This is a genomic window from Nocardioides sp. HB32 (assembly GCF_054058995.1).
The window spans coordinates 471,994-490,467 of sequence record NZ_JBSSBS010000001.1 but is presented as its reverse complement, the minus strand read 5'-3'; the positions used below and the strand labels follow the sequence as shown (position 1 = coordinate 490,467).

23 protein-coding genes are annotated in these 18,474 nt (G+C 73.3%); 18 read left to right on the top strand and 5 right to left on the bottom strand.

Features of this window, described 5'->3' with window-relative positions; all coding sequences use genetic code 11:
- Nucleotides 1-6: 6 nt before the first annotated feature.
- The 3 genes from npdG (at nt 7) to ACVW2K_RS02555 (ending at nt 2,245) form a co-directional block, all read left to right on the top strand.
- Nucleotides 7-684, top strand: coding sequence for an NADPH-dependent F420 reductase (npdG, locus tag ACVW2K_RS02565; protein WP_457201420.1), 678 nt, complete (start codon nt 7-9; stop codon nt 682-684).
- A 192-nt stretch (nt 685-876) separates the two neighbouring features.
- Nucleotides 877-1,539 carry a hypothetical protein gene (locus ACVW2K_RS02560; protein ID WP_457201419.1) on the top strand — a complete coding sequence of 221 codons (663 nt, stop codon included), beginning with the start codon at nt 877-879 and terminating at the stop codon, nt 1,537-1,539.
- A gap of 253 nt (nt 1,540-1,792) precedes the next feature.
- The gene (locus ACVW2K_RS02555) at nt 1,793-2,245 is read left to right on the top strand and encodes a PGPGW domain-containing protein (RefSeq protein WP_457201418.1); all 453 of its coding nucleotides are present in this window, start codon (nt 1,793-1,795) and stop codon (nt 2,243-2,245) included.
- 70 nt (nt 2,246-2,315) lie between these two features.
- On the opposite strand, the gene ACVW2K_RS02550 is transcribed toward ACVW2K_RS02555, so the two are convergent.
- Nucleotides 2,316-3,011: a hypothetical protein gene (locus ACVW2K_RS02550; protein WP_457201417.1), complete on the bottom strand. Its 696-nt coding sequence runs from the start codon at nt 3,009-3,011 to the stop codon at nt 2,316-2,318.
- Nucleotides 3,012-3,179: 168 nt separating this feature from the next.
- Here ACVW2K_RS02550 and ACVW2K_RS02545 point away from each other — a divergent pair, with 168 nt between their 5' ends.
- Nucleotides 3,180-4,691 (top strand): metallophosphoesterase family protein, encoded by a 1,512-nt coding sequence (locus ACVW2K_RS02545; protein WP_457201416.1) that lies wholly within the window; start codon nt 3,180-3,182, stop codon nt 4,689-4,691.
- A gap of 15 nt (nt 4,692-4,706) precedes the next feature.
- Here ACVW2K_RS02545 and ACVW2K_RS02540 read toward each other — a convergent pair whose 3' ends face one another.
- Nucleotides 4,707-5,879, bottom strand: coding sequence for a 4-hydroxybenzoate 3-monooxygenase (locus ACVW2K_RS02540; RefSeq protein WP_457201415.1), 1,173 nt, complete (start codon nt 5,877-5,879; stop codon nt 4,707-4,709).
- A 36-nt stretch (nt 5,880-5,915) separates the two neighbouring features.
- The gene (locus ACVW2K_RS02535; protein ID WP_457201414.1) at nt 5,916-6,674 is read right to left on the bottom strand and encodes an IclR family transcriptional regulator; all 759 of its coding nucleotides are present in this window, start codon (nt 6,672-6,674) and stop codon (nt 5,916-5,918) included.
- A 69-nt stretch (nt 6,675-6,743) separates the two neighbouring features.
- Between ACVW2K_RS02535 and pcaH the strand changes: the two genes are divergently transcribed.
- From pcaH to ACVW2K_RS02505, 6 genes are all read left to right on the top strand, one after another.
- Entirely contained in the window at nt 6,744-7,514 is a 771-nt protein-coding gene (gene pcaH, locus ACVW2K_RS02530) for a protocatechuate 3,4-dioxygenase subunit beta (RefSeq protein ID WP_457201413.1), read from the top strand.
- The gene (pcaG, locus tag ACVW2K_RS02525) at nt 7,511-8,011 is read left to right on the top strand and encodes a protocatechuate 3,4-dioxygenase subunit alpha (RefSeq protein WP_457201412.1); all 501 of its coding nucleotides are present in this window, start codon (nt 7,511-7,513) and stop codon (nt 8,009-8,011) included. The genes pcaH and pcaG overlap by 4 nt, the downstream gene beginning before the upstream one ends.
- A 4-nt stretch (nt 8,012-8,015) precedes the next feature.
- Nucleotides 8,016-9,089, top strand: a complete 1,074-nt coding sequence (locus tag ACVW2K_RS02520; RefSeq protein ID WP_457201411.1) for a lyase family protein — start codon at nt 8,016-8,018, stop codon at nt 9,087-9,089.
- The gene (locus ACVW2K_RS02515) at nt 9,086-9,814 is read left to right on the top strand and encodes an alpha/beta fold hydrolase (RefSeq protein WP_457201410.1); all 729 of its coding nucleotides are present in this window, start codon (nt 9,086-9,088) and stop codon (nt 9,812-9,814) included. Before ACVW2K_RS02520 ends, ACVW2K_RS02515 begins: the two co-directional genes overlap by 4 nt.
- Entirely contained in the window at nt 9,811-10,182 is a 372-nt protein-coding gene (pcaC, locus tag ACVW2K_RS02510) for a 4-carboxymuconolactone decarboxylase (protein WP_457201409.1), read from the top strand. The genes ACVW2K_RS02515 and pcaC overlap by 4 nt, the downstream gene beginning before the upstream one ends.
- A gap of 70 nt (nt 10,183-10,252) precedes the next feature.
- Complete coding sequence (locus ACVW2K_RS02505; protein ID WP_028638558.1) at nt 10,253-10,450, top strand: hypothetical protein; 198 nt, start codon at nt 10,253-10,255, stop codon at nt 10,448-10,450.
- On the opposite strand, the gene ACVW2K_RS02500 is transcribed toward ACVW2K_RS02505, so the two are convergent.
- Nucleotides 10,447-11,316: a LysR substrate-binding domain-containing protein gene (locus tag ACVW2K_RS02500; RefSeq protein ID WP_457201408.1), complete on the bottom strand. Its 870-nt coding sequence runs from the start codon at nt 11,314-11,316 to the stop codon at nt 10,447-10,449. The two genes, ACVW2K_RS02505 and ACVW2K_RS02500, sit on opposite strands and share 4 nt — an antisense overlap.
- Nucleotides 11,317-11,386: 70 nt before the next feature.
- Here ACVW2K_RS02500 and ACVW2K_RS02495 point away from each other — a divergent pair, with 70 nt between their 5' ends.
- The 5 genes from ACVW2K_RS02495 to ACVW2K_RS02475 all read left to right on the top strand — a co-directional run bounded on the left by ACVW2K_RS02495 (nt 11,387) and on the right by ACVW2K_RS02475 (nt 14,556).
- Nucleotides 11,387-12,568, top strand: a complete 1,182-nt coding sequence (locus tag ACVW2K_RS02495) for a thiolase family protein (protein ID WP_457201407.1) — start codon at nt 11,387-11,389, stop codon at nt 12,566-12,568.
- Nucleotides 12,565-13,233 carry a 3-oxoacid CoA-transferase subunit A gene (locus ACVW2K_RS02490; protein WP_457201406.1) on the top strand — a complete coding sequence of 223 codons (669 nt, stop codon included), beginning with the start codon at nt 12,565-12,567 and terminating at the stop codon, nt 13,231-13,233. Before ACVW2K_RS02495 ends, ACVW2K_RS02490 begins: the two co-directional genes overlap by 4 nt.
- Nucleotides 13,230-13,868 carry a 3-oxoacid CoA-transferase subunit B gene (locus tag ACVW2K_RS02485; protein WP_457201405.1) on the top strand — a complete coding sequence of 213 codons (639 nt, stop codon included), beginning with the start codon at nt 13,230-13,232 and terminating at the stop codon, nt 13,866-13,868. The genes ACVW2K_RS02490 and ACVW2K_RS02485 overlap by 4 nt, the downstream gene beginning before the upstream one ends.
- A 158-nt stretch (nt 13,869-14,026) precedes the next feature.
- Complete coding sequence (locus tag ACVW2K_RS02480; protein ID WP_457201404.1) at nt 14,027-14,197, top strand: hypothetical protein; 171 nt, start codon at nt 14,027-14,029, stop codon at nt 14,195-14,197.
- Nucleotides 14,198-14,229: 32 nt separating this feature from the next.
- Nucleotides 14,230-14,556: a hypothetical protein gene (locus ACVW2K_RS02475; RefSeq protein ID WP_457201403.1), complete on the top strand. Its 327-nt coding sequence runs from the start codon at nt 14,230-14,232 to the stop codon at nt 14,554-14,556.
- Between the two features lie 43 nt (nt 14,557-14,599).
- On the opposite strand, the gene ACVW2K_RS02470 is transcribed toward ACVW2K_RS02475, so the two are convergent.
- Nucleotides 14,600-15,607, bottom strand: a complete 1,008-nt coding sequence (locus tag ACVW2K_RS02470) for a GlxA family transcriptional regulator (RefSeq protein WP_457201402.1) — start codon at nt 15,605-15,607, stop codon at nt 14,600-14,602.
- A gap of 108 nt (nt 15,608-15,715) precedes the next feature.
- Here ACVW2K_RS02470 and ACVW2K_RS02465 point away from each other — a divergent pair, with 108 nt between their 5' ends.
- The 3 genes from ACVW2K_RS02465 to ACVW2K_RS02455 all read left to right on the top strand — a co-directional run bounded on the left by ACVW2K_RS02465 (nt 15,716) and on the right by ACVW2K_RS02455 (nt 18,400).
- Complete coding sequence (locus ACVW2K_RS02465) at nt 15,716-16,345, top strand: HD domain-containing protein (protein WP_457201401.1); 630 nt, start codon at nt 15,716-15,718, stop codon at nt 16,343-16,345.
- Nucleotides 16,346-16,350: 5 nt separating this feature from the next.
- A complete protein-coding gene (locus tag ACVW2K_RS02460) occupies nt 16,351-16,779 on the top strand; it encodes a carboxymuconolactone decarboxylase family protein (protein ID WP_457201400.1) in 429 nt (142 codons plus the stop codon).
- Nucleotides 16,780-17,155: 376 nt separating this feature from the next.
- On the top strand, nt 17,156-18,400 hold the full coding sequence (locus ACVW2K_RS02455) for a DUF222 domain-containing protein (RefSeq protein ID WP_457201399.1): 1,245 nt from the start codon (nt 17,156-17,158) through the stop codon (nt 18,398-18,400).
- Nucleotides 18,401-18,474: the final 74 nt, after the last annotated feature.

Genomic DNA, 18,474 nt, shown 5'->3' with positions numbered 1-18,474 from the left:
ACGGCCATGACGAACCTCCCCGAGTCCCTCGCTGGCAAGACCGTCGCCGTCCTCGGCGGCACCGGACCGCAGGGTCGTGGGCTCGCGCGCCGCTTCGCCGCCGCCGGTGTGCCCGTGGTGATCGGCAGCCGGAGCGCGGAGCGGGCGGCGGACGCCGCGACCCGCCTCGCGGCGGACCTCTCCGGTGAGGTCAGCGGCGCCGACAACGCGGGCGCCGCGGCGGCCGGCGACATCGTCGTGGTCGCGGTCCCGTGGGACGGGCACGGCGAGCTGCTGGCGTCGCTGACGGCGGAGCTGGCGGGCAAGGTCGTGGTCGACTGCGTCAACCCGCTCGGCTTCGACAAGCAGGGCGCGTACGCGCTTGCCGTCGAGGAGGGCTCCGCGGCCCAGCAGGCGCAGTCGATCCTCCCGGACTCGACCGTCGTCGGTGCCTTCCACAACGTCAGCGCGGTCAAGCTCGAGGACCCCGAGGTCGAGACCGTCGACACCGACGTGCTGGTGCTCGGTGACGTCCGCGAGGCGACCGACCTGGTGCAGGACCTGGCCGACGTGATCCCGGGCGTGCGCGGGGTGTACGGCGGACGCCTGCGCAACGCCCACCAGGTGGAGGCCCTGACCGCCAACCTGATCTCGGTGAACCGTCGGTACAAGGCGCACGCGGGCATCCGGATCACCGACATCTGAGCCGGTGTGCCGGACATCACCCGGCTGGACAGTCATGAGACCGCAATATTGTTCGAGTCCGGCGTGTTGAGAGGGTAATCTTTTCGGTCGGAGCCCGTCGGCCCCGCCACCCCCACATCGTTCGACCACGACACGGTCGCCGCACCTGGTGCGGCGGCCGTGTCGCACGTCCACACCCCGGAAGGAAGTGCCATGAGCCTCGATCTCGCCACCCTCGTCGGAGTCGCCGGCACTCTCCTGGCGGCCGCCTACACGGTCCCGCAGTTCCGCAAGCTGCGCCGGATGACCACCGCGGCCGGCGTCAGCGTCGCCGCGCTGGCCAGCTCGACGATCAGCGGCGTGGCGTGGACCGTGTTCGGCGTGCTCGAGCACCAGGTCTGGGTCGCGTTGCCGGCGGCGGTCGCGGTGCCCGCGACCGCCGGCGCCGTCACCCTGGCGTGGCTCCGCGGCGGGTCACGGGCGCGGCTCTGGCTGCCGGTCACGTGGCTGTTCGTGGTCTCCGCCGCCGGCCTCGCCGCGATCTGGGTGGGCTCCGGCCCGGCGACGGTCGTGCTCGGCGGCTCGGTCGCGCTGCTGGTCGTCCCGGCCGCGCTCACCGCGTGGCGCAGCCACGACGTCTCGGCGATCGCCGCCTCGGCCTGGTCGCTGATGATCGTCGACGCCCTGCTCGCCGGTGCGTACGGCCTGCTGGCCGACGTCGACGCGAACCTGATCTACGCCGCCGTCGCGACCATCGGGTCGCTGGCGATCCTGCTGCGGGTCGGCATCCCCGCCCACGTGCACGCCCGCCTGGTCCGCCTCCCCGACGGCATCGACCCCGACGTCACCTGCGACGAGCTCTCGCTGGCCGCCTGATCTGGGTAGTCCCTGGCGAAAATGTCGTGGAACCGGTCTGGGGAGAGCATTTCGGGCAGGGACTAGGCCGCCGGGTTGCGGGTAGTCCCTGGCGAAAATGTCGTGGAACCGGTCTGGGGAGAGCATTTCGGGCAGGGACTAGGCCGCCGGGTTGCGGGTAGTCCCTGGCGAAAATGTCGTGGAACCGGTCTGGGGAGAGCATTTCGGGCAGGGACTAGGCAGCCGGGTTGCCCGCGTCTGAGAGGGTGCAGGCATGAGGTTCCCCGGGGGCCGAGCCGCGAAGAGGGTCGTGCTGGAGACCGTCGGATGGGCGCTCGTGGTGGCCGGCGTCGCCGCGCTGGTGCTGCCCGGGCCCGGGCTGCTGATGATCGCGGCCGGCATGGTGATCCTGTCCCAGGAGTACGAGTGGGCGGAGCGCCGGGTCGAGCCGATCAAGCGCAAGGCCCTGCGGGGCGCTGCCGAGGGTGTCGAGACGAACCTCCGGGTCGCGATGTCGACGCTGTTCGCGCTCGTGCTGCTCGCGTGCGGCCTGCTGTGGATCTGGAGCCCGCCCGTGCCGGGCTGGTGGCCGTTCCCCAGCTGGCTCTGGTTGCCCGGGAGCATCTGGACCGGGGTGACGCAGGTGCTGTCGGCGTTCATCGCCCTCGGCCTGATCGCCTGGAGCTTCCGGCGCTACCGGATCCGGGGCGAGCTGCCCCCCGAGTAGATCCCCGAGCAGAGCCAGAAACACCCCGAGGTACGCCGCCGCCCCCCGGCGACGGCCTACCCCCAGGGACCTAGGCGACCCGCGGGCGCAGGCCGATCCCGCCCAGAGCGTCGCAGATCGGCAGCGGCAGGCCGAGCTGGCACACGGGGTCGAGGATGGTGCCCGGATCCGGCGGCAGCGGGACGTCGCCGTTGGCCGCGTCGCAGATCTCCTGCGTCAGCCCGGCGTCGCACAGCGCCTGGATCGGGCTCTCGCCACCCGGGCCGGGCGGGTTGGTCGCCGCGTCGCAGATCGGCTGCGGCAGCCCGGCGTCGCACAGCGGCTGGATCGGGCTGTCACCACCGGGAGCCGGCGTCGGCAACGTGGAGAACGCGTCGCAGATCTCCTGTGGCAGCCCGGCGTCGCACGCCGGCTGCAGCGGGGAGTCCGTCCCGCCGTCGCCGCCGCCACCGCCCTGGTTGCGCTGGCACCTCTTGAGCCTGGACTTCGCCTTGCCCAGGGCCTTCTTCTTGGCCTTGAGGTGCTTCTTCGCCTTCTGGACCCGCTGGTCGGCGGCGTGCTTCTGCTTCTTGCTGCCGGCGTGCTGCTTGGCCTTCTTCGCCTTCTTGACCTTCTTCTGCGCCTGGTGCACGGCCTTCTTGGCCTTGGCGACCTTGGCCTTCTGCTTCGCGCACGGCGCCGCGACGCGGGCGCCGCTGTCGCTGCCGGGGGCGGAGGCCTGGGCGGTCGTGACAGCGCCGGAGCCGAGGCTCAGCGCCAGCGTCACGCATCCCGCCAGGACCAGCCTCGCTGCGTTCCTGATCAATGTCCCTCCCTGGGTCGGTAGGGGTGGCGTTCCCATCCGGCGCGTCCGCGAACCCGCGGTCCAGACCTGTGCCGCCGGTCTGCCGGGTACCGTCTGCGCATCGGCACCGGGGCATGGAACATCGCGCGAGTGGGGCGGGCCGTCGCCGTCGCCCTGCTCCTGACCCTGCCGTTCGCGGCCGCCCTCACGGCGGTCGGGCACGCTCCACCCGCCCGGATCGAGGTGGCCGGCCAGCCGGTGTCGGTGCGGCCGGTGCTCGGCCAGGACACCAGCCTCCTCTTCGACGGCGCCCTCGTCAGCCCCCGGCACCGGGAGCTCGCGGGGATCGACGTGGGCGTGGACGTGGACGCGAACTGGATCCAGATCGTGCCCAGCGACAAGGACACCCGGAGCTACCTGGTCAGCCTGTGGGCGAACCCCCAGCCCGCGATGCAGCTCATCCAGGACGCGGCGCGGCGCCAGGTCGTCACGTGGGGCGCGGGCGGGTTCGCGGCGGGGACCGCCGTCCTCGTCGGGGTGCTGCTCGTGCTCCGGTCCCGCCGGCGCCGCCTCGCCGGCTACACCGCCCAGCAGGCGGCCCTGGTCCGGGGGCACAACCGCCGCCTACGGCGGGTGCTCGCGGCGGGCGGTGTCGTCGTCGTGCTGGTCGTGGACGTGCTCGGGGCCCGGGTCCTGCTGCACCGCGACCACCGTGTGGTCACCCCCACCGCCTCGTTCGACGGCACCGCGCTCGAGGGCACCGAGGTGCGGGGGCTGCTCGCCGACGTGCTGCCCTTCCTCTCGGTGCTCCGGCCGCGCTCGGAGTTCTACGACGACGTCGCGGCGAACCTCGAGGACGCCGTCCGCGCCGAGTCGACCCTGGCCCCCGCCGACGGCGAGGTCCGGTTCGTGATGGCCGAGGACTTCGAGGACGTCAACGGGATGGCCCGGCAGGTCGGCCTGACCGCCCGCCTCGTGGACGCGGACTTCGTCGCGCTCAGCGGCGACCTGACCTTCGCGGGCAAGGACATCGAGACCTACGTGATGGACACCGTCGACTACTACGCGGAGGGCCGGCCGGTCTACTTCGCCCCCGGGCTGCACGACACGCGCACGATCGTCGACGCGGCGCACGCCCGAGGCTGGGTGGTTGCCGACGGCACCACGCGGACCATCGGCGGGCTCGACCTGCTCGCCGTACCCGACCCGCGCATCTCGACGGTCGGGGACTTCGGCTCGGGGACCGTGCTGCGCGACCCCGACGTCGACACCGACGCCTTCGTGGCCGACACGGTACGGCGGGCCTGCGAGGACGAGCCGGACTTCGTGCTGCTCCACGACCACCTGCTGGGCAGCACGATCGCCGAGGCGGGCTGCCAGCGGGTCGCGGTGCTGGACGGCCGGTCCTACGAGTTCCTGGGCCCCCGGCCGGTCGAGACCAGCGACGGGTCGGAGACGACCGAGTTCACCGTCGGCAGCGCGGGCGGCCACGTCTCGACCGAGCCGGACCCGGGCGTCATCCGGCACCCCGCTCGCTTCGCCGTGCTGTCCTACCGGCCGGCGACCGGCGCGACGACGTACTCCGTGGTCACCGTGAACCCCGACGCCAGCGTCAGCATCACGCCGCGCCTGCCGCTGTCGGTGCCGTACGACGCCGGCTGACTCCCGCCGCCGCCGTCAGAAGCCGATCGGCAGGCCGGCGTAGTTCTCGGCCAGCCCGGCCGCGCCCGCCTCGCTGGACACGACCCAGCGCAGCTGCGCGAGCTGGAGCTCGCGGTCGAACGGGTCGTCGCCCGCGTGCAGCATCGTGGTCATCCACCAGGAGAAGTGCGTGCACCGCCAGACCCGGCGCAGGGCGGTCGCGGAGTAGGCATCGGCGAGGGCGTGGTCGCCCGCCAGCAGCGCCACCAGCGCCGGCGCGAGGAGCGCGACGTCGGCGACGGCGAGGTTGAGGCCCTTGGCGCCGGTGGGCGGGACGATGTGGGCCGCGTCGCCGGCGAGGAAGAGCCGGCCGTGCCGCATCGGCTGCTGCACGAACGACCGCATCGGCAGCACGCTCCGGTCGGTGATCGCCCCGGTCGCGAGCTGCCACCCGTCCTGCCCGTGGCCGAGCCGGGTCGCGAGCCCGTCCCAGATCCGGTCGTCGGGCCAGTCGGCGAGGTCGGTGCCGTTCGGCACCTGGAGGTAGAAGCGGGAGACGGTCGACGAGCGCATCGAGTGCAGCGCGAACCCGTCCGGGTGCCAGGCGTAGATCAGCTCGTCGGTCGACGGCGCGACGTCGGCGAGGATGCCGAGCCACGAGTACGGGTAGGTCCGCGCCCAGGTACGCCGTACGCCCTCCGGCACCGCCCCGCGCGACGGGCCGAACGAGCCGTCGCAGCCGGCGACCACGTCGGCCTCGAGCCGCTGCGGCACGCCGTCCGCGTCGGTGAAGGTCACCGACGGCCGGTCGGTCGCGAGGTCGTGCAGGGCGGTGTCGCTGACCTCGTGCACGAGCTGCTGGCCGCGCGCGTGCGCGGCGTCGACCAGGTCCTTCTGCACCTCGGTCTGGCCGTAGACCCACACGGACCGGCCCACCAGGTCGACGAAGTCGAGGTGGTGCCGCTCGCCCGGCCACTGCAGGTGGATGCCGCGGTGCCGGTCACCCTCGCGCCCGAGCCGCTCGCCGAGGCCGACGTCGCGCAGCAGGTCCACCGTCGACTGCTCGAGGATGCCGGCGCGGATCCGGCTCGCGACGTACTCCTCCGACCGGGTGTCGAGGACGACGGAGTCGACACCCTCGGCCGCGAGGAGGTGCGAGAGCAGCACACCGGCCGGGCCCGCGCCGATGATGGCCACCTGCGTCCGCATGGCGCGAGTCTCGCGGCGCTCACGCGGGCCGGGCCATCAGCTCGTTCCGCTGGCCGAAAGTGCCCGGCCGACGCCGCGGGCCGCGACGTGCAGCGCCCCAGCGAGCCGGGACCGGTCCCGGAGCGTCGGCACCACGATGCCGAGCGCGGCGACCACCTCCTCGCCGCGCCGGATCGGCACCGCGATCGAGCACGCGCCCAGGCTCATCTCCTCGGTCGTGGTGGCGTCGTCGTCGCGCAGCACCCGGGCGAGCTGCCGGCGCAGCAGCCCCGGCTGGGTGACGGTGTACGGCGTCACGCGGGTGAGGTTCGCGAGCACCTCCTGCTGGACCGCGGCCGGCGCGTGCGCGAGCAGCACCTTGCCGACGCCGGTCGCGTGCATCGGCAGTCGCGAGCCGACGCTGCTCACCACCGGGACCGACGCGTGCCCCGCCAGCCGGTCCAGGTAGAGCACCTCGCTGCCGTCGCGCACCGCGAGGTGCACGGTCGCCAGGGTGGCGCCGTACAGGTCGTGGAGGTACGGCGAGGCCAGCTCGCGCAGCCCGGTGTGCACGGGCGCCAGCAGTCCGAGGTCCCACATCCGGCGACCGACCGCGTAGTCGCCGGCCGGGGTCCGCACCAGCGCCCCCCAGGCGAGCAGCTCGCCGACCAGCCGGTGGGCGGTCGGGACCGGGAGCCCGGCCCGGCCCGCGAGCTCGGTGAGGGAGAGGCCGCGGTGGTGCTCGTCGAAGGCGCCGAGCAGGGCCAGCACCCGCGACGCGACCGTCGCGCCCGGGGTCGAGGTGTTGCCGGCCATGGGGCGATTCTTCCACTGGCCGGAAAGGCGGCCTCGTCCCGACCGCACGCCGGTCCCTACGGTCGGCGGGTGACGAGCTCCGATGCCGCGACCGCGACCCAGGCGGGGATCAGCGCCGAGATCGCGGCGGTCGCCCACGAGTACGACGGCGCAGGGGTCGTCGAGACCGCGACCCGGCTCGACTACCCGCCGTACCGCTCCAGCATCCTGCGGCACCCGACCAAGGCGGCGTTCCAGCTCGACCCCGAGGAGCTCGAGCTGTGCTCCCCGGTCTTCGGGCAGCGCGACGTCGACCCGCTCGAGGCCGACCTCACGATCCAGCACCGCGGAGAGCCGATCGGCGAGCGGATGACCGTCAGCGGCCGCGTCACCGACGGCGACGGCCGGCCGGTCCGCCACCAGCTCGTCGAGATCTGGCAGGCGAACGCCGGCGGCCGCTACGTCCACCAGCGCGACCAGCACCCCGCGCCGCTGGATCCGAACTTCACCGGGATGGGCCGCTGCCTCACCGACGGCGACGGGACCTACCGGTTCACCACGATCAAGCCGGGCGCGTACCCCTGGCGCAACCACCACAACGCCTGGCGGCCGGCGCACCTCCACTTCTCGCTGTTCGGCACGGAGTTCACGCAGCGGCTGGTCACCCAGATGTACTTCCCGGGCGATCCTCTCTTCGCGCTCGACCCGATCTTCCAGGCGATCACCGACCGGGACGCGCGGGACCGGCTCGTGGCGACCTACGACCACGACGAGACCCGGCCCGAGTGGAGCCTCGGCTACCGCTGGGACATCGTGCTCTCCGGATCCCACCGGACCCCCCTCGAAGGAGACGTCGAGTGACCGCACCGACCCCCGGTCAGACCGTCGGCCCGTTCTTCGGGTTCGCGCTGCCGTACGACGGCGACCACCAGCTCGTCCCGCCCACCCGGCCGGACGCGATCCGGCTGCACGGCCGGGTGCTGGACGGGGCGGGCGACCCGGTGCCGGACGCGATCCTCGAGCTCTGGCAGGCGGCGCCCGACGGGACGGTCCCGCAGGTCGAAGGCTCGCTGCACCGCGACGGCTACACGTTCACGGGCTGGGGCCGGGCAGCGACCGACCGCACCGGCCGCTACCAGTTCACGACGCTGCGACCCGGTGGCGCGGCGCCGTACTTCGCGATCGCGGTGTTCGCGCGGGGCCTGCTCGACCGGCTGTTCACGCGCGCCTACCTCCCGGGTGCGGCGCCGGCGGCGCTGCGCGGCCTGGAGGCGGTCGCCGACGACCGGGGCTTCGGCTTCGACATCCGGCTGCAGGGCGAGGACGAGACCGTCTTCCTCTCCTTCGCGCGAGACTGAGCGCATGACGGACCTGTTCTGGCCCGGGGACGAGCGCGCGGGCGGCCACTTCACCGCGACGGAGTTCGTCCGGGCGATGGTCGAGGTGGAGTCGCAGTGGCTCGGCGACGTGCTCGAGGTGCCCGACGACGTGGACGACATCGCGCGCGAGGCCGCCGCCGGCGGCAGCCCCGTCGTCGCGCTGGTGCGGCGGCTCCGCGAGCAGGACCGCGACGTCCATCGCGGCCTGACCAGCCAGGACGTCGTCGACTCGGCCCTGATGCTGATGGCCGAGGCCGCCTGCGCCGACCTGCGCCGCGACCTGGCCGCGCTCGGCAGCGGCCTGGCGCGGCTCGCCGGCGACCACCGGGACACCCCGATGGTCGCGCGGACCCTGACCCAGCACGCCGTCCCGACGACGTTCGGCTTCCGGGTGGCCGCCTGGCTGACCGCCGTCCTGGACGCGTACGACGACGTCGCGCGCCTGGAGTTCCCGCGGCAGGTGGGCGGCGCTGCCGGCACCCGGGCCGCGATCGTCGAGCTCGGGCGCGAGCTGCCGGCCGGCGTACCGCGCTGGCACACGACCCGCGCGCCCGTCACCCGGCTGGGCGACGCGCTCGTGGGGTGCACGGACGCGTGCGCGCGGATCGCGAACGACGTCGTGGTGATGTCGCGACCCGAGATCGGCGAGCTCGCGGAGGGCGCGGGCGGCGGCTCGTCGACGATGCCGGGCAAGGCGAACCCGGTGCTGTCGGTGCTGGTCCGGCGGGCCGCGCTCACGACGCCGCAGCTCGCCGCGACGCTCCACCTCGCGGCGGCCCAGCAGGTGGACGACCGCGCCGACGGCGGCTGGCACGCGGAGTGGGCGACGTTGCGGGACCTGATCCGGCGCACGCTCGTCGCCGCGTCCCAGACCGCCGAGCTGGTGGCCGGCCTGCGGGTCGACACCGGGCGGATGGCCGCGACGCTGGCGGCCGCCGGTGACGCCGTACTCGCCGAGCAGCGCACCATGACCGACCACCCCGCGCCGACGTACCTCGGCGACGCCGCGGCGTACGTCGACGGGGTCGCCGCCCGCGCGCGGGAGACCTTGCGATGACCCGGCCGCTGCTGGTGCTCGGGCCGTCCCTCGGCACGTCCGCGACCGCCCTCTGGGGCGCCTGCGCCGAGCTGCTCGCGCGGGACTTCGAGGTGCTGGCCTGGGACCTGCCCGGCCACGGCTCCGCGCGCGAGGTGCCCGGGCCGGTGACGATGGCCGGCCTCGCGACCGCGGTGCTCGACCGCGTCGACGGGCCGTTCTTCCACGCCGGTGACTCGGTCGGCGGGGCCGTCGGGCTGCAGCTCGCGCTCGACGCGCCCGACCGGGTCCGCGGGGTGGTGGCGATCTGCACGGGCGCGCGGATCGGCACCGAGGAGTCGTGGGCCGAGCGGATCGCGCAGGTCCGCGCCTCCGGGACCCCCGGCCTGGTGAGCGCGTCCGCCGGTCGATGGTTCGGCACCGGGTTCCTGGAGCGCGAGCCCGCGCGGGCCTCCGCGCTGCTGCACGCGCTGAGCGACGCCGACGACGAGGGGTACGTCGCGGTCTGCCGCGCGCTCGCCACCTTCGACGTTCGCGACCGGCTCGGCGAGATCGGCGTACCGGTGCTGGCCGTCGCCGGTGAGCAGGACACCGTCTGCCCGCCGGACCTGCTGCGCGAGGTCGCCGACGGCGTACTCCGCGGGCAGTACGCCGAGCTGCGGGGCGTCGCCCACCTCGCGCCGGCCGAGGCGCCCGAAGCGGTCGCCGACCTGATCCGCGAGCACTGCCTGGAAGGAGCACGATGACCTACGACGAGGGCATGCGGGTCCGGCGGGAGGTGCTCGGCGACGAGCACGTCGACCGGGCGACCGCGAACGCCACCGATCTCACCCGCGACTTCCAGGAGCTGATCACCGCCTACGCCTGGGGCGAGGTCTGGACGCGACCCGGCCTCGACCGGCGCAGCCGCTCGATGATCACCCTCACCGCCCTGGTCGCCCGCGGCCACCACGAGGAGCTCGCGCTGCACCTGCGGGCCGCGCGGCGCAACGGCCTCACGGTCGACGAGATCAGGGAGGTGCTCCTGCAGAGCGCGGTCTACTGCGGCGTGCCCGACGCGAACACCGCCTTCCGGATCGCCCAGCAGGTGCTGTCCGAGGAGGGCGCGCTGTAGGGCCTCGTCCATCGTGAAAACGGGCCGGGGGACGTACGCTCAGGTCCTCGGACCGGACGGGGGAACGCTCATGTTCACGTACTTCTTGATCGCCGCGGCGGTCGTGCTGGTCCTCGCGGGGGTGTGGCAGCAGGTCCGCACGTGGGACAAGCCGGGTCGTCACATCACGCAGAACGCGCCGATGGACGACGCGATGAACAGCCGCGCGAGGTTCCAGCACGACCTCAACTCCAGCAGCCAGTCGTACGGCGGCGGGGCAGGCAGCTAGACGCACCGCTCGACGATCGCGGCGACCTGCCGGGCGGCCGGCGAGGCGTCGGCGCGTGCGGCGAGCGCCAGGTCGATCGTCGGGGCGTCGGTGAGCGCGACGTACGCGACGCCCTCGAGCCCCAGGCTGCGCACCGGCTCGGGCACCAGCGCGACGCCGAGGCCCGCGGCGACGAACACCACCAGCGTGGCGGTCTCGGACACCTCGAGCAGCGAGGAGGGCTCGAAGCCCACGGCCGCGCAGGCCGCCAGCACCTGCGCGTGCATCGAGGACCGGCGTCCGGACGGGTGGATCACGAACGGCTCGTCCTTCAGTCGGGCCAGCCCGATCCGACGGCGTCCGGCGAGCGGGTGGTGGGCCGGGAGCACCGCGACGAGCCGCTCGGAGCGCAGCGTCCGCGCGTCGAGCCCGGGCTCACCGGGTCGCAGCAGCACCAGGTCGTAGGTGCGGTCGGCCAGACCGGCGACCAGCTGGGGTGACAGCAGCTCGCCGTGCAGCTCGAGCTCGACGTCGGGCAGCTCCCGGCGAACCTCCCGGGCGACCCGGGGCAGGACGTCGTACGTCGCCGTGCCGACGAACCCGATCGACACCCGGCCCGCGTGTCCGCTCGCGAGCGACGTCATGTCGTCGCGCGCGCGGTCGACGTCGGCGAGCACGTCGCGGGCGTGGCCGACGAACCGTTCCCCGGCCTCGGTGAGCTCGACGCGACGCGTGGTGCGGGTGAAGAGGGCGACGCCGAGCTCGCGCTCGAGCTGCTTGATCTGCTGCGAGAGCGCGGGCTGGGCCAGGTGCAGCCGCTCCGCCGCGCGCCCGAAGTGCCGCTCCTCGGCGAGGACGGCGAACGACCGGAGGTGCCGCAGTTCCATGTCTACAACTTATCAATCCAGCATGATTCAGTATTGGAGTCGATCACTGGTCCCGACCTAGGCTCGTCCCATGAGTTCCGCCTTCCTGTACGCCGTCGCCCGCACGCCCTTCGGCCGCTTCGGCGGCGCCCTGGCGGAGGAGCGCCCCGACGACCTGGCTGCACTCGCGATCCGGGGCGTGCTCGCCAAGGCACCCGACCTCGACCCGGCCGCGATCGGCGACGTCGCCTGGGGCTGTGCGAACCAGGCCGGGGAGGACAACCGGAACGTCGGCCGGATGGCGGTGCTGCTCGCCGGCCTGCCCGTCTCGGTCCCGGCCACGACCGTGAACCGGCTCTGCGGCTCCTCCCTCGACGCCGCGATCATCGGGTCGCGGGCGATCGAGTCCGGCGACGCCGAGGTCGTGCTCACCGGCGGCGTCGAGTCGATGACCCGCGCGCCGTGGGTGCTGCCGAAGCCGTCGCGCGCGTTCCCGGCCCACAACGTCACCGCGGTCTCCACGACCCTCGGCTGGCGGCTGGTCAACGCGAACATGCCGGAGGAGTGGACGGTCTCGCTCGGCGAGGCCAACGAGCTGCTCGGGGAGAAGTTCTCGGTCTCGCGCGAGCGGCAGGACGAGTTCGCCGCCCGCTCGCACCAGCTCGCCGACGCCGCCTGGAACGCCGGGTTCTACGACGACCTCGTCGTCGCGGTCGGCGAGCTGACCCGCGACGAGGGCATCCGGCCGGGCTCGACCGCCCAGAAGCTGGCCGGTCTCAAGCCGTCGTTCCGCATGGACGGCACCATCACCGCCGGCAACGCGTCCCCGCTCAACGACGGGGCTTCCGCCGTACTGCTCGGGTCGGAGAGCGCGCCGATCGGCGTCGACCCGATCGCCCGGATCGCCGGCCGCGGGGTGTCTGCCGTCGAGCCGCCGATGTTCGGCTACGCGCCCGTCGAGGCCGCCGACCGCGCGCTCGCCCGCGCCGGGATCACCTGGCGGGACGTGAGCGCGGTGGAGCTGAACGAGGCGTTCGCGGTGCAGTCGCTCGCCTGCGTCGATGCCTGGCTCAGTCAAGGTTTGGTCGACCCGGAGATCGTGAACGCCAAGGGCGGCGCGATCGCCATCGGCCACCCGCTCGGCGCGTCCGGCGGCCGGATCCTCGGCACCCTCGCCGCGCGGCTGCAGGAGTCCGGCGGCCGGTACGGCGTCGCCGCGATCTGCATCGGCGTCGGCCAGGCCCTGGCCGTGGTCCTCGAGAACGTCTCGTGAAGGTCTGCGCCACCGCAGGGGAGGCCGTCGCCGGGATCGCGGACGGATCGACCGTGCTGGTCGGCGGGTTCGGCATGGCCGGCATGCCGGTGCACCTCATCGACGCGCTCATCGAGCAGGGCGCAGCCGACCTGACGATCGTGTCCAACAACGCGGGCAACGGCGACACGGGTCTGGCCGCACTGCTGGCGCGGGGCCGGGTGCGCAAGGTGATCTGCTCGTTCCCGCGCCAGCACGACTCGTGGGTGTTCGACGGGCTCTACCGGAGCGGGAGGATCGAGCTGGAGCTGGTGCCGCAGGGCAACCTGGCCGAGCGGATGCGCGCGGCGGGCGCCGGGATCGGCGCCTTCTTCAGCCCGACCGGCGCGGGCACTCCGCTCGCCGAGGGCAAGGAGACTCGCGAGATCGACGGCCGGATCTACGTGCTCGAGTACCCGATCAAGGGCGACGTCGCGCTCGTCGGCGCGCACCGCGCGGACCGGATGGGCAACCTGGTCTACCGGAAGACCGCCCGGAACTTCGGCCCCGTGATGGCGACCGCGGCCGCGACGGTGATCGCGCAGGTCTCGGAGGTCGTGGAGACCGGCGACCTCGACCCCGAGGCGATCGTGACGCCGTCCATCTACGTGGACCGCGTCGTGAGCGTGGGGACTGTCGCCGGATGAGTCTCTCCAAGCAGGAGATGGCGGCGACCGTCGCGCGGGACATCCCGCCGGGCGCCTTCGTCAACCTCGGCATCGGCCAGCCCACGCTCGTCGCCGACCACCTCTTCCCGGACGCGGGCGTGGTGCTGCACACCGAGAACGGCATGCTCAACATGGGCCGCGCCGCGACCGGCGGGCCCGAGGACCCGGTCGACGGCGACCTGACGAATGCCGGCAAGCAGCCGGTGACCGAGCTGCCCGGCTCGTCGTACTTCGACTCGGCGGCGTCGTTCGCGATGATGCGCGGCGGCCACCTCGACGTCTGCGTGCTGGGCGCGTTCCAGGTCTCCGCGGCCGGCGACCTCGCCAACTGGCACACGGGTGAGCCGGACGCGATCCCTGCCGTCGGCGGTGCGATGGACCTCGCGATCGGCGCGAAGAGCGTGTTCGTGATGATGACGCTCTTCGCCAGGGACGGCGCCCCGAAGCTGGTGCCGCACTGCACCTACCCGCTCACCGGCGTCGGCTGCGTCGACCGGGTCTACACCGACCTCGCGACGTTCGAGCTCACGGCGGCCGGCGTCGTCGTCCGCGAGACCTTCGGGATCACGTACGACGAGCTCGCCGGCCGCCTCGAGGTCCCGCTCCGCCGCTGAGCTCCCGCCGTCCCAGATCGGGACAGCCGCACGAGCCGGCGCGGTGTGCTGTAGGAGAGCGGGCTGGTGGCGGTCGATGAGGTGATGCTGCGCGGCACTACCGCAATTGGATGATGTCCGTCGGCGGCGGCCCCTGACCGTCTACTTCGCTGGATACCTTGGCGCGCACCGGGCCGGTCTGGGGCTCGTACGTCACGCCGGAGCCGCAAGCGGATCGGCAGCGCGAGCTCGACTGGGCGAACACCGCCTACGCCCACCACCAGATGGACACCGAGACCTGGATCCGCACCATCAACGAGATCGAGGCGAAGTACCGCGCCCACGTGTGAGCCCCGATCACCGAGCACCCCTGGGAGGCCCCATGCCTGAGCCGGACGTGTCAGTCACGTACCGCGATCTCCACGCGATCCACGACCACATGAGCAAGACGCTCCGGGTCGACGGCACCGCGGTGATCAGAGGAGGGGGCGTCGCCGTGTCGGTCCTCCCGTCCGAGGTGGGGTTCAACCCGCAGATGCTGATGTTGACGCTGCGGTTCACCGTGACCGGCGAGTCACCCAGCGAGCAGCGGCTGCACCACGTCCAGCCCTGGCTCGACGACGGCATCCAGTACACCGAGGTGGGCTTCGTCGGCGAGGGCGTCCCGGCGGAGCTGCCGGACCAGCTGCGGATCGAGGACGTGCATTGACCGGTCGAGGTCTGGGCGGTCGGGGTCCCGTCCCGCCGTGACGTCAGGCGTGGGGCCGGGTGGTCGCGAAGCGGCGTTGGTACGCCGTCGGCGACAGGGACAGCTCGCGCACGAACACCCTGCGCATGCTCTCGTAGCTGGGGAACCCGGCGAGCTCGGCCGTGTGCGTGGCGTTGTGGCCCTGGTCGAGCAACGACTTCGCCAGGTCGAACCGGACCATCTCGACGTACCGTGCGGGCGTCGTCGACATCTCCGTGCGGAAGAGCCGCGTCAGGTGGCGCGGACTGACGTTGAGGTGCCTCGCGAGAGTCGGCAGGGCGTGGTCGCCGGCCGGGTCGGCGGTCACCCGGTCCACGATGCTGCGCAGGGCCGGGGTGCGCGGCGCCGGCGCCTCCATGGGGACCGAGAACTGGGACTGCCCGCCGGGCCGCTGCAGGTACACGACGAGCCGCCGGGCGACCTCCCGGGTCAGGTCGGGCCCGTGGTCCTCCTCGACCAGGGCCAGCGCGAGGTCGATGCCGGCGCTGACGCCGGCTGACGTGTAGACGTTGCCGTCCCGCACGAAGATCGAGTCCGGCTCGACCCGCGTCGTGGGATGTTGCCGGGCCAGCTTGTGCGCGACCTTCCAGTGGGTCGTCGCGCGGCGACCGTCGAGAAGTCCCGAGGCGCCCAGGATGAACGCGCCGGTGCAGATCGACCCGATCCGTCCCGCGCCCGCCGCCAGCTCCCGGGTCGCGGCGACGAGCTCCGGCTCGATGGCGGCCGTGGGGTAGGCATCGCCGCCGGACACGAGGAACGTGTCCGACGGGGACCCGTCCCGGGCCGCCCCGCCGACGGAGAGCCGGATGCCGAGCGACGAGACCACGTCCGCCCCGTCGGGGGAGACGAGCACGACGTCGTACGACGCTCCCAGCCGGTTGGCCTCGCCGAAGACCTCCGCGGGGCCGGCGACGTCGAGCAGCTTGACCTGGTCGTAGACCAGGATCGCGACCCGGTGGGAGCCCGGCGACCCGGCCGTCGCCTCATGCGTGTCCGGATTCGAGTGGCTCATGGCCGGACGTGCGCAGCGCCGGAGGCGGTCGCTCCGGCACTGTGGTGACCACGGGCCGTGACGGCCCCGCACCCACATCGAAGGGAAAGCACACCCACCATGTCCACCATGATCGCAGGCGTCGAGATACCGGACAGCGCAGCGGCAGCCGCCGCGAGCGCGTTCGCCCGCCAGCACACCGGCCCGCTGTTGTTCCACCACTCGAGCCGCGTCTACCTGTTCGGCCGGCTGCGCGCGACCGAGATGGGCCTGGAGCCGGACCCGGAGCTGCTCTACATCGCGTCGATGATGCACGACTCCGGGCTGTTCACGCCGTTCTCCGATGCGGAGCAGCGGTTCGAGCTGGACGGGGCCGACCACGCCCGGCGGCTGCTCCAGGACCACGGCTTCGGAGCCGCCGAGGCGGAGCTCGTGTGGGAGGCGGTCGCGCTGCACACCACGCCGGGCGTCCCGACCCGGATGGCTCCCGAGATCGCCGTCACCCACCTCGGCGTCCTCGTCGACGCCATCGGCCTCGGACTGGACTCGATGGACGCCGATGCCGTGGCCGAGGTGGTCGCTGCCCACCCCCGGGGGGACTTCAAGAACGGGTTCCTCCAGGCCTTCGTCGAGGGGCTGGCGCACCGGCCCGACACGACGTACGGCACGGTCAATTCCGACGTCCTGGCTCACTTCGTGCCGGGATTCCAGCGTGGAAGCATGGTCGACCGAGTCCTCGGTTCGCCGTGGAAGGAGTGATGGTGATGGACATCGGCAAGCTGCACCCGGCCGTGTACCGGCAGATGATGACCCTCGACGAGGGAGTGACGGCGGCGCTCGAGGAGGCCTCGGTGCCTGCCCTCACCGCGGAGCTCGTCAGGATCCGCATCTCCCAGATCAACGGCTGCGCGTTCTGCCTCCGCATGCACACCCGCTCGGCGATGGACAAGGGGGAGAGCGCCGACCGGATCGCCGTGCTCGCCGCCTGGTGGGAGTCGCAGTACTTCTCCGCACAGGAGCGCGCCGCCCTGGCGCTCGCCGAGCAGGTGACGCGCCTCGCCGTCCCGGAGGTCCGGACCTGGGACGACGGATCGCTGACCGACGAGCAGGCGTCGGCCGTGGCCTGGCTGGCGACCGCGATGAACGCCTGGAACCGGATCGCCATCACCAGCCACTACCCCGTCGGGCCCTGAGTCTCCCCACGGTGGCGGCCATCCCTGGCTCCGGCCGTGGCCGCCATCTGGGCGTCGGTGCGCGTCGGCCGTGGGACGCTTCGGCTTGCGACCGACAGGCAGCGAAGCGGGTACGGCGGGCTCGGGTCGTCGTGACTTCCCGGCCTGCGGTCCGCTTCGGTGAGACCGGGCTGCGGGTCCGTGGGTGGTGCCGACCGACAGGCACCGACGCGGACGAGGCGGGCGCGTGGTTCCGGCTGCTTCCCGGCTTGCGGTCGCGAGGGGTCGCGAGGGGCCGCGAAATTTCTGCTGAAGAATCTTCCGGAATTGTCCGAATGCTGGTCAAAACAAGGGTTCTGAGCATCTGACTGTCGGTGGCCGGTGCTGTGATGGATCCATGACAGCGATCGCGACTCCCCGGCACCGGGTCAGTGTCGCGACCGCGCACGTGCACGCCGAGCTGGACGCGGTCGCCGATGCGTCGGTGTGGTCGATGGACCCGGTCGAGACCGGCCAGACGCTGGTCGCGCTGCAGCGCGCCGAAGCCCGGCTGGTCGAGCTCAAGGCCCGGGTCGCCGCGCACGCCGAGGACGCCGGGGTGGGCCGGGAGGTCGGGGCCTCGTCGGCGGCGAACTGGCTGGCCCACGAGACGAAGGCCACCCGGGCCGCGGCGTACGCGGCGGTGCGGCTGGGCCGTGACCTCGAGGCGCATCGCCCGACTCGGGACGCGCTGGCCGCCGGGCGGGTGCTGGCCGACCAGGCGCGGGTGGTGATCCGCTGGGTCGAGGACCTCCCGGACACGGTCCCGGCCGGGAAGGTCGCCGCGGCCGAGGCGCACCTGCTGGCCCTGGCCCGGCACCACGACGCGAAAGCCCTGAACCGGCTCGGGAAGCACCTGTTCGAGGTGGTCGCCCCCGAGGAGGCCGACGCCCGCGAAGCCGCGCTGCTGGCCAAGGAGGAGGCCGCCGCCGCCAAGGCCTGCCGGCTCACCGGCTACGACGACGGCCACGGCAGGGCGCACTTCCGGGGCACCCTGCCCAGCTACCACTGGGCCGTCCTGCGCAAGATCCTCGGCGCCCTGGCCGCACCCCGACACGTGGCCGCCACCCAGGGTCCCGGGGTGGAGCGGCCGGAGACCCCCGAGGCGTGGGGACGGGCGTTCTGCGAGCTGATCGAGCGGTACCCCGCCGACCAGCTCCCCACCACCGGCGGCGTCTCCGCGACCGCGGTGGTGCTGATCGACCTCGACGTACTGCTCGGCCGCCTCGAGAAGGCCGGGGTGCTGGACACCGGGGAGAAGATCTCCCCGAGCATGGCCCGCCGGCTGGCCTGCCAGGCCGGGATCATCCCCGTCGTCCTGGACGGCGACTCCCAGCCCCTCGACGTGGGCCGCAAACGCCGGTACTTCAGCGAGGCCCAACGGGTCGCGATGCTGGTCCGCGACCGCGGCTGCCGCGCCCAGGGCTGCGACCGCGCCACCGGCCTGCACGCCCACCACCAGACCCGCTGGACCGACGGCGGCCACACCAACCTCGCCGACGGCATCTCCCTGTGCCCCTGGCACCACGCCCGCGCCCACGACACCTGCTACCAGACCACCCACCACCCCAACGGCGACGTCACCTTCCACCGACGAACGTGACGAGCAGCCAAATGTGGCGCTCCGGTCGGCTGTGCGTCGTCGCGGCGGTAAGACGCAGGTCTTCCAGATCCCGG

Coding starts and splice junctions, on each gene's coding strand:
- ACVW2K_RS02555 (WP_457201418.1), top strand. CDS start 1,793: ATGAGGTTCCCCGGGGGCCGAGCCGCGAAGAGGGTCGTGCTGGAGACC.
- ACVW2K_RS02475 (WP_457201403.1), top strand. CDS start 14,230: ATGCCTGAGCCGGACGTGTCAGTCACGTACCGCGATCTCCACGCGATC.
- ACVW2K_RS02470 (WP_457201402.1), bottom strand. CDS start 15,607: ATGAGCCACTCGAATCCGGACACGCATGAGGCGACGGCCGGGTCGCCG.
- ACVW2K_RS02455 (WP_457201399.1), top strand. CDS start 17,156: ATGACAGCGATCGCGACTCCCCGGCACCGGGTCAGTGTCGCGACCGCG.
- ACVW2K_RS02540 (WP_457201415.1), bottom strand. CDS start 5,879: ATGCGGACGCAGGTGGCCATCATCGGCGCGGGCCCGGCCGGTGTGCTG.
- ACVW2K_RS02560 (WP_457201419.1), top strand. CDS start 877: ATGAGCCTCGATCTCGCCACCCTCGTCGGAGTCGCCGGCACTCTCCTG.
- ACVW2K_RS02485 (WP_457201405.1), top strand. CDS start 13,230: ATGAGTCTCTCCAAGCAGGAGATGGCGGCGACCGTCGCGCGGGACATC.
- ACVW2K_RS02465 (WP_457201401.1), top strand. CDS start 15,716: ATGATCGCAGGCGTCGAGATACCGGACAGCGCAGCGGCAGCCGCCGCG.
- npdG (WP_457201420.1), top strand. CDS start 7: ATGACGAACCTCCCCGAGTCCCTCGCTGGCAAGACCGTCGCCGTCCTC.
- ACVW2K_RS02460 (WP_457201400.1), top strand. CDS start 16,351: ATGGACATCGGCAAGCTGCACCCGGCCGTGTACCGGCAGATGATGACC.
- pcaC (WP_457201409.1), top strand. CDS start 9,811: ATGACCTACGACGAGGGCATGCGGGTCCGGCGGGAGGTGCTCGGCGAC.
- ACVW2K_RS02515 (WP_457201410.1), top strand. CDS start 9,086: ATGACCCGGCCGCTGCTGGTGCTCGGGCCGTCCCTCGGCACGTCCGCG.
- ACVW2K_RS02495 (WP_457201407.1), top strand. CDS start 11,387: ATGAGTTCCGCCTTCCTGTACGCCGTCGCCCGCACGCCCTTCGGCCGC.
- ACVW2K_RS02520 (WP_457201411.1), top strand. CDS start 8,016: ATGACGGACCTGTTCTGGCCCGGGGACGAGCGCGCGGGCGGCCACTTC.
- ACVW2K_RS02505 (WP_028638558.1), top strand. CDS start 10,253: ATGTTCACGTACTTCTTGATCGCCGCGGCGGTCGTGCTGGTCCTCGCG.
- ACVW2K_RS02535 (WP_457201414.1), bottom strand. CDS start 6,674: ATGGCCGGCAACACCTCGACCCCGGGCGCGACGGTCGCGTCGCGGGTG.
- ACVW2K_RS02500 (WP_457201408.1), bottom strand. CDS start 11,316: ATGGAACTGCGGCACCTCCGGTCGTTCGCCGTCCTCGCCGAGGAGCGG.